General features: G+C 40.0%; 10 protein-coding genes. All 10 read right to left on the bottom strand.

Annotation, left to right across the window (positions count from 1 at the left end; genetic code table 11):
• Positions 1-30: 30 nt before the first annotated feature.
• Entirely contained in the window at positions 31-1,194 is a 1,164-nt protein-coding gene (locus tag L1999_RS02650; RefSeq protein ID WP_235742109.1) for a galactokinase, read from the bottom strand.
• A 228-nt stretch (positions 1,195-1,422) separates the two neighbouring features.
• Complete coding sequence (locus tag L1999_RS02645; RefSeq protein ID WP_430539999.1) at positions 1,423-4,515, bottom strand: glycosyl hydrolase 53 family protein; 3,093 nt, start codon at positions 4,513-4,515, stop codon at positions 1,423-1,425.
• A gap of 161 nt (positions 4,516-4,676) precedes the next feature.
• The gene (locus tag L1999_RS02640; protein WP_235744224.1) at positions 4,677-6,752 is read right to left on the bottom strand and encodes a beta-galactosidase GanA; all 2,076 of its coding nucleotides are present in this window, start codon (positions 6,750-6,752) and stop codon (positions 4,677-4,679) included.
• 37 nt (positions 6,753-6,789) lie between these two features.
• On the bottom strand, positions 6,790-7,641 hold the full coding sequence (locus L1999_RS02635; protein WP_215045287.1) for a galactooligosaccharide ABC transporter permease GanQ: 852 nt from the start codon (positions 7,639-7,641) through the stop codon (positions 6,790-6,792).
• Positions 7,642-7,643: 2 nt separating this feature from the next.
• Positions 7,644-8,900, bottom strand: a complete 1,257-nt coding sequence (locus L1999_RS02630; RefSeq protein WP_235742108.1) for a galactooligosaccharide ABC transporter permease GanP — start codon at positions 8,898-8,900, stop codon at positions 7,644-7,646.
• 85 nt (positions 8,901-8,985) lie between these two features.
• Positions 8,986-10,263, bottom strand: coding sequence for an arabinogalactan oligomer ABC transporter substrate-binding protein GanS (locus tag L1999_RS02625; RefSeq protein ID WP_235742107.1), 1,278 nt, complete (start codon positions 10,261-10,263; stop codon positions 8,986-8,988).
• 153 nt (positions 10,264-10,416) lie between these two features.
• Positions 10,417-11,409 carry a galactan degradation operon transcriptional regulator GanR gene (locus tag L1999_RS02620; protein ID WP_235742106.1) on the bottom strand — a complete coding sequence of 331 codons (993 nt, stop codon included), beginning with the start codon at positions 11,407-11,409 and terminating at the stop codon, positions 10,417-10,419.
• A 246-nt stretch (positions 11,410-11,655) separates the two neighbouring features.
• Positions 11,656-13,518 carry a DUF2264 domain-containing protein gene (locus L1999_RS02615; RefSeq protein WP_235742105.1) on the bottom strand — a complete coding sequence of 621 codons (1,863 nt, stop codon included), beginning with the start codon at positions 13,516-13,518 and terminating at the stop codon, positions 11,656-11,658.
• A gap of 49 nt (positions 13,519-13,567) precedes the next feature.
• Positions 13,568-14,695 carry a glycoside hydrolase family 88 protein gene (locus L1999_RS02610; RefSeq protein ID WP_235742104.1) on the bottom strand — a complete coding sequence of 376 codons (1,128 nt, stop codon included), beginning with the start codon at positions 14,693-14,695 and terminating at the stop codon, positions 13,568-13,570.
• Positions 14,696-14,709: 14 nt separating this feature from the next.
• Positions 14,710-16,536: a heparinase II/III family protein gene (locus L1999_RS02605; protein ID WP_235742103.1), complete on the bottom strand. Its 1,827-nt coding sequence runs from the start codon at positions 16,534-16,536 to the stop codon at positions 14,710-14,712.
• Between the last annotated feature and the right edge of the window lie 75 nt (positions 16,537-16,611).

Below are 16,611 nucleotides of genomic sequence, written 5' to 3'. Positions count from 1 at the left end.
GATGCTCCTGCTCGTTCCAAGCCTTTACTATTATAGTTCTTTTGCTCCATCACCAATGCTAGCTACATAAAAATCTGCATCATATCCAATCTTGTCAGCATATGCCGCTCCCACATTTGCAATAAAGCTTTCTACCTGTTCATTTTCAACAATGGCAATCGCACAGCCGCCAAAGCCTGCTCCAGTCATCCGTGCCCCGAGGACACCCGGTTGTTTCCAAGCTGCTTCTACTAAACTGTCAAGTTCAATCCCTGTTACTTCATAATCGTCTCTCAACGAGATATGTGATTGGTTAATCAATTGACCGAAAGTCTCTAAGTTTCCAGCCTTTAGTTCTTCGAGCGCACGCAAGGTTCTAATATTTTCATAGACCGCATGCTTTGCCCGTTTCCGAACAATTTCATTGGTAATTAAAAACTGATTTTCATCAAATTCCGCTTCGGAAAGCTGTCCAAGCGCTTCAATTGGAAGCTTTTGCTGCAACTGTTTTAACGCTTCTTCACATTCGCCTCGGCGCTCATTGTATTTTGAGTCTGCTAACTCCCGGCGCTTGTTGGTATTCATAATGATAATTTTGTGATTTTCTAACTGAATCGGTGCGTATTCGTATTTCAGGGTCTGGCAATCAAGTAAAATCCCTGCATCCTTCTTGCCCATACCAATTGCAAACTGGTCCATAATTCCACTATTAACACCAATAAACTGATTTTCAACCTGCTTGCCAATTTTAATCAGATCAAGACGAGGAATCTCTAAACCAAACAGTCCTGCGACAAGAACTCCTGTTAACAACTCAATTGAAGCAGATGATGATAAACCAGCACCATTCGGGATATTTCCTTCAATCACACACTCAAAGCCAGTTGGAATTTGATATCCCGCCTCTGAAATGTACCGAAGCATTCCCTTTGGATAGTTAGCCCAATTGTGATCTTTATTGTATTCGAGTTGTTCTAACGTAAATTCAATGACACCTTTGTCTGGAAAGTTAACTGAATAGAAACGAACAAGCTGGTCATCCCGCCTTTTGGCAACCGCATAGGTCCCGTACGTAATCGCACATGGAAAAACATGGCCGCCATTATAGTCGGTATGTTCACCAATCAAATTAATCCGCCCTGGTGCAAAGAATGATTTTTCCGGTGCCTTATTAAAAATAGTTTGGAATATAGAATCAAGTGTTGAGATTGTCATTTTATCTTCCTCCATCCATGTAATCCTTTTCATTTCCTTAAAACTTACTACGATTCTTACCTTTTATTTTACTTACCAAAGTAAAATAAATCAATAATTTTTACTAAAATATTACTAAAAATAAAAAAACGGCGCATGAACCGTTACCTTCATGCGCCGTTTTTTTATTTATTCACTTGTTAAGTTGTTTCTTAACCACATACGATCCGTTTAAACTGGAAGAATACCTCATTTTTTCGAATTATCATGTTTTACCATAATCAGATTGGATTGAGCGGCGGAATTTCCAGCATTATCCCAAACCTTATAGGTTACCGTATATACTCTGTCAACATTTCCACTTCTCTCTGCTCTCAGCAGAAAATCAGTATCAAAGGTTCCAAAATCCACTTCCTGAATATCATTGACTGTATTTCCATCGCCAATTCCATTATCTAACTGATTACTTTTAATCGATACTAATTCAATCCTGTTAAGCCCAGATTGAACATCATCACCAACAACCGATGCCTTAATGGGAATCATCGTATGGTTTCGGTCGAATAGAATGCTAGGGTTAAAAGAAACATTCAATGTCGGAGCGGTTTTATCAATTTTCACTGTTACAGATTGTGCCTTTTCGACATTCCCCACTTGATCTGTGCTTCGGTATTGAATAATATTTCCCCCTTCTGTTGTCACATCAAATGGTCCGCTATACGTTTGCCAATTACCATCATTAACTTTATATTCTGTTGCTGCCAGTCCCGATTGATCATCAGTACCATTTAAACTCACATTCACATTCTGATTATACCAGCCATTAACAGCTTGGCCTGAAAGATTCGCATTAGTTACAGGAGCCTGCGTATCTTGATCATTTGACCGATATAAATAGAAATCATCTAAACTTCCCCATGCACCGCCATTAGCTTTTATACTTGCTCCAATTGTTATGGTTCCATCTTTAACAAGAATATTTGGGATTTCAGGATTACTCCAATTTACCCAGCCATTTACACCTGTATTGACTTTTATTTCTTTATCGCCCGTTTTGGCATAGAGATTCATTACTGGATTTACGGCGTCCCCACCTTGTAGAAACATAGAAAGATTATAGTATCCCGGCCTTAAGCCTGAAATCGTCTGTTCTACTCTAAAATCGACTCCAGCAGCCGAGTAAAAGTGCAACGAATAATTGCCTGTTTTGGCATCTGAAGCTTTTTGCTGATAATCGGTGTGTGCTGCAGTTCCATTTTGATAAATAATTTTCCACATCGTTCGATTACTATTTTCAAAACTTGGGTTCAATACAAAGTTTTCTGCTTTGATTTGAAGATGTGCCTTAACCGTGGCTCCACCTTCAACAATACCATTAATCAGATAATTACCTGTTCCACTTTTGATAGCAGCGGTAAGTGCGTCGTGATCCCATGTAACTGAAACCGTCCCAGTGCTTCCATCATTATAAGTAACCACAACGGTTTTTGGTAAAGTGATTGTGTCGCCTTGTACAGCACTAACGGAAATATCCTTAATTTCGTCAATAGCCAACGGGGCAACCGCACCAGTATCAACATAGTTAAAGACATTTAAAGAAGCAAGCGGATGTCCAGTAAAATCAAACATAGCCTGATTGTCAACAGCACTGCCGCCGTACCAAACACCAGCATCGGCTGGATCGTATTCCTTAGAATAACTAGCCGCCCAACCGGATCCATATTGTTCCCAAAGCTGTTTATTTCGCGTTAACTCTTGTGGAGTCCCGACCGGTATCCACGCTGGTTCCCAATAAAATACACCGATCCCAGCTTCACCAACATTAGCAACCGCTTGAATGACATCCCTCACAGAATTGGCTTGGCCTTGGACTGTAATTGGATAATTTAACGTTTGACCAGCATCCTTTGGTGCCGTATTTCCGTGTCCATCTCCATCTGCTGCGGTATAAGCATAAGATGTTTCAGCCACCATCACCTTTTTGCCATACGTGTCAGCAACATTTTTTAAAACTGATGTCAAATTACTTAATGTACCATGCCAGAATGGATAATATGAGCTGGCAAATACATCATAATCTACGTTATTTTTAGCAAGTGTTTCAGCATAGGAAGCATACCTTCCCGCTGTTTCAGGATTCGTAAAATGAACAGCCACTAAGATATTCGGATCAACTGCTCTTACCGCTTTACTTCCTTCATTAAATAAAGAACTAATTTTCGTCCAATCCTTTTCACCGGCAACTCCTCCATTCGTTTCATTGCCAACTTGAACCATACCAATATTTATTCCCGCAGCCTTCATGGTCTCCAGGCTTTTTTTAGTATAGTTATATAAAGCTGTTTTCTTATCATCAAAACTTAAGTTTGCCCATGCTTTTGGTACCTGTTGTTTAGCTGGGTCTGCCCAGAAATCGGAATAATGGAAGTCTACTAACAGCTTCATTCCGTTAGCAGTTGCTCGTTTGCCAATTTCAACTGCCTTAGCTAAATCGTTATTTCCGCCGCCATAGCCATTTCCTTGTGAATCGTAAGGATTATTCCAGACACGGACCCGAATGTAATTAACTCCAGCATCGTGCAAGGTTTTAAAAATGTCCTGCACTTCTCCGTCCGTATTATAAAATTTAACTCCGCTGTCTTCTAAAGAAATAACACTAGAGACGTCGACACCTTTAATGAAATCCTTATTGATTCCATCTACTTTTTTTACAAAAATATCAGCATTAACAGGTTGGGGAACATTTCCACTATTGAGAGAGGTTAAATTAAAGCTATCTAAATATCCCCATGCCTTTGGTGCTCCGGAAACTACTGCACCAATTTTTAAATTAGACGTGTCTTCGTTTAAATTGAATCTCAAGGTAATTTTTCCCCAATTATTGTAACCTGTTGTCGCAACAGCATTGATCGAATTTGTGCCTGCAAAAAGTTTAATACTTCCTGCTTCAGAAGCTGCTCCACCCATCGATTTTACCGATAACTCATAGCTTCCGGCTGGAAGATTTGGAATCGTTTGTTGTATAGTAAAGGATGGATTCCCTGTTGCAGTATCTTTGATCCAATATTTAAATGCATGATCTCCTTCATCTTTCGTCATCCAAGGGTCATTTGTATAAGCAAATTGGCTAATATCGAAATTCTCCCAATTGGTTGTGTCAATATTCCATGAACCATCACTCCAAAAATCGCTTTCAAATCCTCCATTCTTTACGTTTGGAGTCTGTGAATCTGCCGCAAAACTAATGTGACTATTGAACAGAAGTGTACTAAACACCATCACAACAGTTAATAGAATCACAAACGGTTTGACTGTTCTTCTCAAATTCTCCCACCCTCTCATTTGTTTTTATGAAAATAGCAACACTATTGCTAAATCATCAAGGAAGCGGTTCCAATAGATTGTAAAACTATCAAACTACAGAAAAGACATCCACTCACACGATCAGAATGGATGTTTTCTACAGTTAGGATAAATCTGAGCGGGAAGAACCCGGCTCATCATCACCTAGTATGATTTCTAGCTTTTTCTAAAATACGAACCTCATATTTTTCCAATGTAAACTCACCCGTCAGCTCAGCACTGGTAACTAAATCTTTTAGATGATCCTCAATGACGATCGGCTGCTTTTCTTCGGTAAAATTCATGATAAAGATATAATCTTGTTCAGGCGCTTGTCTAACTTGCACCGAAACACCCATTTCATGTTTTACAGAAACAACTGGCTGAAGTGCTAATTCATTGATTAATTCCTGGTAAAATTCACGATGGAAGGCATCTTCTAACCGACCGCCAATATAGTAGGTTTTTCCTTTTTCATATTCATGGCTCGTTACCGCTGGAGTATTGGCATAAAAGTCTTGTTCATATTGACCCTCTGTCTTTGCAGCAGCTAGCTCAATAACAGTAGCATAGTCTTTCAGTTCATATGACTGATTGCGATAGCTTACATAGTTTTTATCGCTTGGATATAATGTATCGGTTTCAACCGGCTTCATCCCAAACATCTCTTGCAAATCTTTGTGCCAGCCGCCCAAATACGTTAGATCATGTTCATTAACAAGTCCACTGATATAGGTCATAACTAATCTGCCGCCATTTGCAACAAATGTCTTTAATCGGGCAATGGTTTCTTCACTTACTAAATAAAGCATCGGAACAATCAAAAGTTTATAGGAAGAAAAATCTTGTTCTTTCGTAATCACATCAACAGGGATATCTTTTTCCCAGAAGGTCTTATAATGCTGTTGTAATGTTTGTGGATAACGCTTGGTCTCCAATCCAAACCCTTGGGCATCATTTAAAGCCCAGTTGCTTTCCCAATCATACAGGATTGCCACATCAGCCGGACGATTGGTTCCAACCACATCAGACAGCTTTTCTAATGTTTGACCAACCAGCGCTACTTCTTTAAACACACGGTTTTCCGAACTATTGTCATGGTCAACAACCGCACCATGGAACTTTTCCGACGATCCGCGCGATTTCCGCCATTGGAAATACATCACGCTATCAGATCCATGGGCAACCATTTGCATTGACGCAAGCAGGTGCATTCCCGGGCGTTTTGCTTTATTGACAGTATGCCAATTGACAGCGCTTGGGGTAGATTCCATTAATAAAAATGGCTGTTGTTTTAAACTGCGGTATAGGTCATCGATAAAGCCAACCTTCATCGCTAAATCAGCGGTGCTTTCCCAGTCATTGTGCCATGCAGGGTAGGCATCCCAGCTAATCACATCGAGATGTTTCGCAAACTTGCTATAGTCCAAGGCCTGGAATGGAATAAGTTCATGCGTATCTGCCATAAAGTTTGTGGTAATCGGAATATCTGGTGTCAATTCTTTTATCGGAACAATCTCATTTTCAAAGAATGAAATCGTTTGGTCCGTAACAAACCGGCGCCAATCAAGGTTTAAGCCGTGAACCATATTTTCTCCGATTGGTGATGGCGATTCAATTTGTGACCAATCCGTAAAGGTATGACTCCAAAACGGCCCCCACCAAGCATCATTCAGTGCTTTAAGATCGTTATCGTATTTTTCTTTAAGCCAGCTTCTAAAAGCATGCTGACACTTTTCACAATGACATTCACCGCCGTACTCGTTAGAAATATGCCACATTAATAAAGCTGGGTGGTTTCCGTATCGTTCTGCGAGCAATCGATTGATCTTCTGTGTTTTTTCACGATAAACCTCTGAAGTAAAACAATGATTATGTCTTCCTCCATGCAATTGCTTTACCCGCGCACCATTTACACGCAGAACTTCTGGATATTTTTGTGACATCCATGCAGGACGTGCCCCGCTTGGAGTAGCTAAAATAACCCGTCCGTCCATACCATGAATGTTGTTGAAAATCTCATCTAACCACTCAAAGTTGTAAACTCCCTCTTCCGGCTCCAACGCTGCCCAAGCAAAGATGCCGACAGAGAACGTATTTGTATGTGCAAGCTGCATTAATTTGATATCGTCTGCTAAAATATCAGGCCGATCTAACCATTGATCCGGGTTATAGTCTCCACCATGAAGCATGAAGTTTGCTTTCGTTGTATAGGTCTTTTCATGATTTTTCATAATAATCTCCTTCTACCATTTATCAATTCATGTTGTTCCATTAACCTTTTGTTCCACCAGCCGTTAAGCCTGAAACAAAGTGCTTTTGCAATAACAGGAAGGCGACAGCAATTGGTATACTGATGAGAATAGCCCCTGCAGCAAAGGTTGTGTAACTTGCCCCCATTACTTCATTGACTAAATTGTATAGTCCAATTGGCAATGTGTAGGATTCAGGTGTTCTCAAGATGGTTGAGGACATAACGAAATCCCCAAGTGGTCCCGTAAATCCATTCATCGCAACGACCGCTAGCATTGGTCTTGATAGTGGCATGATAATTTGCAAGAAGATTCTTGTATTGCTTGCACCATCGATTTTGGCACTTTCATCTAGATCCATCGGAATGGAATCCATATACCCTTTCATCAAATAGGTATTCATTGGAATCGTACCGCCAATATACAGAAGGATTAACAGCCAGTGGCTGTTCATCATACCAAGAAGCTGTGCTAGTACGAACAGAGCAATTAGCGCTGAAAATTGCGGAATCATCTGTAGCAGCAAAAACAAAGTTAGGGCATTCTTTCTTCCTTTAAAGCGGAAACGCGAAAAGGCATAAGCCGTAAAGGACACGCTGATAACCGAACCGATCATCGTAAAAATACTGATTTTAAGAGAGTTCAAATACCAGCGTCCATATTGCAGACTTTCTTTTCCAGCAAACAATTCTTTATAATGATCCAAGGTTGGATTTTTAGGGATAATTGAATTACTAACTAAACTGTTACCAGGATTAAAACTTGCCCCTACTGTCCAAAGTAAGGGGTAAATAATAATTACCGCCATTAGAATTAAGATGACATGTGAACTAAGGAGACGAAAGAATCGATTGCTCTTCATTCCTGTCAGCATTATTAAGCCCCCTCCTTAAATGAATTTGTTCTTCTGAACTGCCATAAAGCAATCGCAATGACAAATACAGATAATAAAATAGTTAAGGCTGCTGCAAGTGAGTATTGACTTGATTGCATGGTCAATTTGTAAATCCAAGATACTAATATATCGGTGCCGCCGGCATTTGATCCCGGAACAGCTGGTCCGCCGCCGTTAAACAGATAAATAATGTTGAAGTTATTAAAGTTAAACGTATATTGAGTAATAATAATTGGTGCCATTGCAAGTAGAATCATTGGCATAGTGATATGTCTAAATTTCGCAAAGATGGAAGCTCCATCAATTGTGGCTGCTTCATAAAGATCATCAGGAATCGACTGAAGAACGCCTGTTGTCACGATAAAAATATAAGGGAATCCAAGCCAGCCCTGCATCAGAATAAGCGCTAATTTGGACCAGCCCGCATCGGTCATCCAAGGAATTGGATCGATTCCAAACGCTGCTAAAATCGTGTTATTAATTGCCCCAAAGCTGTCGTTAAACAGACCAGCAAAGATTAAAATCGTAACAAACCCTGGTACTGCCCAAGGTAAAACTAAGATCGTACGATAAAGCCTTTTAAATTTAAGGTCCTTTTGATTTACTAGGACTGCCAAGAAAATACCAAGAGCTACTTGAACAGTTGAAGCAACTAGCGTCCAGATGACGGTCCAGCTTAAAACATCAAAAAATGTGGAACGCCAAATATCTACGGTAAATATTTGCTTAAAAGTGTTTAAACCAACCCAATCAGCTAAGTGCGCAGGTGGTGAATGGTATAAATCATAATTCGTAAAAGCTAGAGCAAAACTGAATAAAATCGGAAAGACAACTGCGAAGATTAAAATAAACAGTGAAGGTCCACTAATGACATATGGATAACCTTGTGAAATTAAATTATGATAATCTTCCCTAAGAGAAGTTGGTTCCATATTTCCGTCACGCATTTTGCCATTTTTATAGGCATCTCGGAAATTTGCGTAATAAACGGCAAGTCCAAACGCGGTCACAATAAGGGCAATAATCCCTTCAGCTAATAGGAAAATCGAGTTATCACGCGGCACTTCCGTCCCCAGTGTCAATAAACCCCAAAAACCCATATTTAATAGATCTTTAAACACCGCAATGAACGATACCCCTAAGATAAGGAACACTAACCCTTTAACCCATTGCTTATTGTACAGTTGGCCAAGGCCAGGAATGACAGAAAGTACTAGAGCTGCTTTACGATGCTGCATAGTTTTTCACCTCTTATGGATGCGGTATTTAGAAAACAAATGGTGTCAAACATCATTTGGCGTTTGACACCATCCTTATACCTAATTATTTGCTGTGTTTTGCTTTAATTTGTCCTTTAATGGTTTCAGCTGCTTGATTTAAAGCTGCTTTTGGCTGTGCCTTTCCAGTTGCAATGGTTTGTAATGCTGCATCAGCAGGAGTCCAAACTTCGTTCATCTCAGGAATATTTGGTGTTAATTCTGAGAATTGAGATTGCTCAGCTACCGCTTTTGCGGCATCACTCTCCGTTACTACTGGGTCATTAGCTAAATCTTTAACAGCAGGAACTTCTTTTGTAATTTCGAAACGTTTCTTCGAATTATCCTTGTTAGCTAAGAATTCAACCAGCTGTTGGGCCATGTCAGCATTTTTCGAATAAGCACTTACGTTATAGCTTTTTACACCAACAAATGCGCTCATATTTTTACCATTATCTAATGCTGGAAGTTTCGCTACACCATAATTCACGCCCGCTTTAGTGAATGGTTCGATATTCCAAGGACCAGAAATGATTGCCGCGGCTTTTCCAGATGTAAATAATGATTCTAATACATTAATACCTTGCGCTCCGATAATACCGGCAGGGAATAATTTTTCTTTATAGAACTTTTGAATAATTTCTGCACCCTGTACAGCACCTGCGTTATTGATGCCAATGTTAGCTGGATCATAATTTCCTTTGTCATCTTTATTAAAGATATAGCCGCCATAACCACTCATCACACTTTGAGCATAATAAATTTGGTCAAATAGGGCTAAGAATCCATAATTGCCGCCTTTTGTTACTTTCTTATCATACTCGTACCATTCATTGAGGGTTTTTGGCAGATCTTTTTCTGCAATTAGGTCTTTATTATAGTAAAGCATGGTTGTTTCGACTGCTTTTGGAAGGCCGTAAACCTTACCGTCCACTTTTTGTGATTGCATCGCAACATCGGTATAGATTGATTGAACATCGTCACCTACGTTTAATTCTTTAATCAATCCTTCTGTTACAGCTGTGCCAATTTGATCACCAGGCATAGTTAATACATCAGGGCCAGTCCCAGCTGGACCATCTAAACGCAGGCCTTCAATTTGTTTCGCATACGGCTTTTCAACGACTTTAATTTTTACATTATGATCTTTTTCAAATTGAGCAACGGCATCTTTGATACCATCTGCCTTCTGTTGATCCTCCCAAACTAATAGCTGGTTGGTTTTATTGTCACTCTTGGAAGTATCTGAGGTTGACTTACCGCTATCCTGTGGTCCACAAGCAACTAAAGAGAAACTTAATGCAAGTCCGCTAACAATTCCAGCGTATTTCTTAAAATTCTTCATATTATTCGTCCTTTCAAGTCAATTAAGTGAAAGCGTTTTACAAGAAATAATATATCACTCATAGGAAAATATGTAAACAACTTTTTTACTAGATTAAGTGAATTTTTTTACGAAAATAACAAAAAAAAAGAAAAGCAGTAGTTTTACTGCTTTCTAATTAGTACTCTTTCTGACTATTAGTTCCGATCCTAAGTATAAAGTTTTTACGATTTTACGTTTCTCCAAGACTTGCTCTAGAAGCAATTCGATAGCGTTTTTACATATTTCCTTCAAATCAATATGAAAGGTCGTCAATGGAGGTGATACATATTTCGCCACACTAATATTGTTAACACTAATAATGCTTACACGATTAGGAATAGCGATTCCATTTTCATTTAATGCTTGCAGACAGCCGACAGCAATCGGATCTGCTGCAATAAAGAAGGCGGTTGGTAACCCATCCCCGAGTTTTTTTATAGCGTGTGTCATCATCCGATAACCCGTTTCTACAGAAAATCCTCTCTGACAGAAAATAAATTGCTCCTTTAATAACCCCTTCTCTGCCATATACGAACGAAACGTCTGTTCACGTATATCCATTTCATCTTGGTCTGTATTGGGGTTATGATAGGTACCGCCAATTAAACCAATATCGGAATGACCTTTTTCGATTAAAAAGTCCACCGTTCTTCTTGTCATTTGCACTAAATCAGGCCGGACGGAATCATAATGATTCGGGTCTGGTGTTGTATCGAGAAAAACACCCTTTGTCGTAATCTTTCTCAAGTAGGCTAACTCTTTGTCTGAAAACATCCCTACGGCGATAAAGCCTTCAATTGTATCAGGGATTTTCTCGATTCCATCGCTTATTTTATAAGTGGTTAGCTCGATATTATATTTACTTGCCCACTTTTCAATTTCGATTCTCATCGTCTTAAAATAGACATCTTCTAATTCTTCAATATCTGTTAACCAATACAAAAAGGCAATATTCTTTACTAGGAGCCTTACCGTTTTCTTACGATAGTTTAGTTTTTCAGCAATTTCATATATTTTTTCCCTTGTTTCATCCGGAACAGAAAGGCTTTGATCATTGTTTAAGACACGTGATACCGTTGAGATTGAAAAACCGGACTCTTCGGCAATATCTTTAATTGTCGCCATTCTATTCACCTCCACTTCTGTTATCGTTTACATAAAATTTTAAAAGTATTAATTTCACTTATTTATCAATGGTATGTCACATGTATTAAAGTAAAACATTTTACTTGTATTTTACTTGTTTTTCTTAAAGTGGTCAACCCTTCCTAGAGTACTTTAGATTACAGCCCCTCTGCCTCGAACTTAAATCTAGATCGCCAAAGCTACTTTTACACAAGAAAAGAGCCTGTATACCAAGGCTCTTTCTTGCTAATCTTCCTTACCTATTGGAATAGTAATTTTCTCAAGTCCCTCTCCAATAATAATTTCTCCATCCGTAACCACAACATGTGGTACATTGCCCCATAGATTAATAGCGTTCTTACCGCTCGGTTCCCCAAACACAGCATTTACCAGACAATGCTTACCTGGCTTAAAGCTTGTCTTTACTGACGGAATGATTGTCCGGGCATTCATCAAATTCGTATTTGCATTTGGATAGACCACCTCCGCCTGCCCGTTTCCAAAGATACTTTTGATGCCGCTTGCTCCCCACGGTAATATGGCCAAGCTTTCTTGCTTATTCGCCAATACTTCCATTTTTTGATCTATAAATGAGTTATGTTCTAGGCCTAGGGCGAATCCACCGTCCGCAACATCAAGGCCTCTACTTGTCTCAATACAATGGATGCGGATGTGCCACGGCGCCCCTGCCACAATCCAGGTTCGGATCACAACATCCTCCCACGGTTTCCATTTTGTATAAATCACGTTTTCATCAATAGTATATTCTTCACACTTTCTTTTACCTCTAAAGATATTATCACCCTCGCTTACAGCCAGCATTGAATCAAATGCACTTTGCCCAAGCCCCCACTCTGCTTTTGAAACACTAAAACCAAATACATTGGAGTAAACAAATTTTTCATATTTGGCCGCAGTATGTGAGTGGTCATTCGTATGCTGGTATCCCGCATTAAACGCAACAATATGATCTTTGTCTTCCTGTCTGCACATGATAAAGCGTGGAACTGGCTGCACCACCTTCTGCTTTAAAACTGGCAGCGGCAGCTCCTCCGCTTGCCAAAAAGGGTGATTTTCTGTTAACGCCAGGGGTAAAAAAGTCTTCAGGGCCCAATATGGAGAGCCTGGTGAATTATAATTCTCGGCCATAATCAAATTAGGATATCGGTAGCCGATGGTCAACAAACCATTAGAATCAAAAATTGGCTGACTAAACCACCAACGAAGGTTCCTTAAGATCAGTCCCTTCATTACTCCTAGAGGAAACGGCTCCGCTCCAGCATATACGAGCGCACTCCAAAAAGCAGATTGGGCAAATCTATAGGTTAAGCTTCTTCCATATGGAAGGGCAGAACCATCACTACTAAACCAATAGATAAAGTCTTTAGCGTAAGACTCGGCTCTGCTTTTATAATGCACTGCCCTAATTGGATCTTCTTCACCCATCAGTGCTGAATATAGAAGACTGTAAAAATGGATCGCAAATGGACCGTAATAGTCACAATGCGCTTCCTTTCCGTCCGCATACCATCCTTCTCCTAAATAAAATTGATCAATTCGGTCAAGGTTTTCCTTTACCTTTTCCTGATCATAAGGCAATCCCACTCTTTTAAAACCAAGGTTCACAAGTACAGGAAAAAACAGCCAATTACAGTCATATACGTTGATTTGATTAATTTGATTGAGCCAACTATATAGATTTCCTTTTTCTTGATTATTCAGCGGTTCCCAGACTTTTTCAGGTGTTAGTGCTAAGCAATAGCCAAATGCCGCCATTTCGACGGCCTTTTGATGGAAGTCGGTAATTTCTCCCCAGTATTCCTCATGGGAAGGGTTTGTACCATTCTTGATTCCTTGCAGACAATCATCCCAGATTTCCGATTCTTCTCCTCCAGCCAATAGTGGAACGAGGCCCCAAAGCACCCTTGAGAACCCCTCCATTCCAGCAATTGAATCAGAGTAACCGGCACCTGTACTACCAATTTCCAAAAGGGCTCTTCCCTTGCTGTAGTAAGGCTTTAATGGGTTTATCACTTGATTAACGGCATCAATAAAATCTCGTCTTGTTTGGAGAGGATTCTTTTGAATAGGTAAGTCGAGTTTTAACATATACTATAGCTCCTTTTAATGACAAGTGGTCCCGTGCTGGCCGATTATTCTACCAAAATAATTCCTTGTAACCTTTTAATCTAGCAAGACCTTCAACAAAATAGTAATCCCCATAAATCAGTGGGTTATCTGTATATTTTCCTTCAGGAAAATGGCTTGTCCCATGCAGGATTAACCCTTCCTCCTCCGAACCATCCCAATTACCATAATTCCTATAAAGGGATTCGAGTATTTTCTCCCCAGCCTGTTTGTAAACAGGTGCTTCTGCCGCTGTTACCTCAGTTGCCAATAACAAGAGACCCGACGCGGCAATCGCACCGGCAGAAGAATCCTTTGGAGAATCGACTTCTGCAGGAAGGCGGAAATCCCAATCAGGAACAAAATCCTCTGGAAGATGGGAGATAAAGAAATGGGCTACCCGCTTGGCATTATCTAAGTATTTTGCTTCTCCAGTATAGTGGTAGCACAATGTCAGACCATAAATCGCCCAGGCGGTTCCTCTTGACCATGCAGATTCCGGTCCATAGCCTTGTCCTCCCAAAGCCTCAACCTTATTCCCGCTTTCAGGATCAAAACGGACAATATGATGAACACTGCCATCATTCCGGATGAAATGCTCCACTACCGTATCAGCATGCCTTTTGGCAACACTCTTAAACCTTGGATCACCTGTTTCTTCACTGGCCCAGTACAATAGCGGCAAATTCATCATGCAATCAATAATCGCTATCCCGCTATTGTCTTCGCCCTCTGTCCATGGATTCCAAGCTCTGATAAAATTTCCATTTACATTAAATCTTCCCATGAGGAGATTGGCAGCCAAGAGTGCCCGACGTTTGGAATCCTCATTTCCTAAGAGCTTATAGTGGGCAACACTGGTAAGAGTCCACATAAACCCCATATCATGATCGAGCCGGTAATACTCATTTTGAACAGCGTCCAACTTGGCCTCACACTCCACTGCCAGCTGCTTTAATGCTGCATCTTTCGTATCCCGATACACCAGCCACAGCAATCCAGGCCAAAAACCAGCTGTCCACCAGTGCGGTTCCGCAAGAATATAAGTCCCGTTTTCACTTGCATGCGGAAAATTGGCTCCTATTGTTTTGCTAGTTCTGTTTATTTTTTGTGTCACTTGCTGCCACGCTTCATTTACCCAGTTTAGTTGTTCTGTCATTTTCTTCACCCTTTCTATTCAAATTGAAAAGCCAATTTAACACTACAATCCTTTTCTGGATTTATTACAATAAAATCAAGTGCACTATTATTTTCCGTTTTTCCAAAATGATTCTCAAATTCTAGTATTCTTACTGCCAGGCTTAGCTTTGTTTTGTCATATAAAATTCGGAGCCTGTGTTGTCCCTCAAGGATCACTCCTTTACCATCCTTCGTTACGGAAAGTGATGGTATGATAAATCGTTCAATAATAGAATCGGGTTGTTCTGTAAAAGTGTAGTTGTCTTCCAAAATGAGCTTAGGCTGTTTTCGTTTTATCCAAGTAAACGTTCGGGATAATTTTTGAAGACTCTCTACTTCATACGCATTTGCCATATCCAATTTAAAGGTATCAACCTTTTCTTCTAGTGAAGCATTACTAATCCTGGCAAAACGCTCTGGACCTTCTTTTTGAAACTGATGATTAATAATAGGAACAGAATGCCCCTGTGAACCGTTGCATAAATACGTATAGCGTTTCTCATTAAAGTAATCCTTCGTGTATAAACCAGCGCCCAAATCCTTTAAGAACACTTCATTATTTCCTTGCAGGATAAAATGACCGATATCATTATGATTATGAGGCTCGTCGTTATGGCCGCCTTTTGCCGCGAAGGAAAAACAGCCGGATTCTGATTGATGCCTTGAAATAAACCATGCAGGTTTTTCCGAGTAAAAGGTTTCGCTCTTCCTTTGTGTCGATAATGCCGTTTCATCAAACCATAATAGATTGCGAATGGCTGGAGCCCATCGGCTGCAATGATCCTCTGTATACTTCGCGCATAAATCCTGTTCTGGGACCTCAAAATCATTGTAAATTTTGCTTAAATAATGACTCAGACCTAAAAAAACGGTGGCTGTCGGCTGGGCATCTGAAAAGTTCACAACCAAGTTCCGGCTCAGAAAACACCTTTGTTGAAAGAGGGCAATCTGATGGACCTTTTCTGAGTCAAACAGGTTCAACTTGCCAGCAGTCCGTTTTTTTAATAAATCAGCAAAATAGACATAATAGCCGAAGCCATATTGCCAGTAGCCGTACCCCTCCAGGCAAATGCCATCCTCATTGAAACCTGTTAAATAAGAATCCATAGCTGGAAGCACTCGCTCTACTATTAAGGCGAGTTCCCCTGGGTCTTTTATTAAATGCAGCGCTGCTGACCCTATTGATCCGGCACAAACCGCAGCCCAATTATGAGTCTGTTTTTCCCATCCAAATTGATTTTCCTTAAATGGATGAAGGATTCGTTTAAATACTTCCTCATTAATGCGCTTACAAATGATTGGATTCAAGTATTCCTCTGTGAGTCTCAATATTTCTGCCAAAGAAAATGCAGTTTCAGCTGCAAACAAGTCAATCGAATAGGCTTGCGCAAAGGCTTCTTTTAAAGTGTAACTGACTTGTATTGATGTTTCCGGACTATTTTGCAAATGAGCGGGCAGGCACCAGCTATACTCATTGCAAATCGACCAAATGATATTTTCCAACGCCGTTAAATAATCAATGTTTGTCGGTTCGAGCAAAACCATGATTGCGAAGGTATTCAGCCGTCTCCTCTTTTCAAAATAAGCTTTTTCGTATTCAAGCCTGGAACCCGATTCAGCAAAAATTTTAAACAATGAAAAGGGCAGCTCTGGGTCTTTTTCTATCAAAAGCCTATTTGCCTCAACCCTAATTTCATCGAGAAGTAGTTTGAAAGCGGCATTTTGACTGACCGATCTCCACCATGCGTTTTTTTCTTCCTTGCTTGAAAATAATAACGTTGAATTAAATTCTAATATTTTTTTATCATCAAGAATATTCAAGGACTCATCTCCTAAATGAACATTAACTTTATTCTAAAGGCTCTGTTAAATTTGGCGGCTGGTTTCTGCTTAGTT

It is taken from the genome of Neobacillus drentensis, from assembly GCF_021560175.1.
GTDB classification, from domain to species: Bacteria; Bacillota; Bacilli; order Bacillales; family Cytobacillaceae; genus Neobacillus; species Neobacillus drentensis_A.
This window is presented reverse-complemented; position numbering and strand designations above follow the sequence as displayed.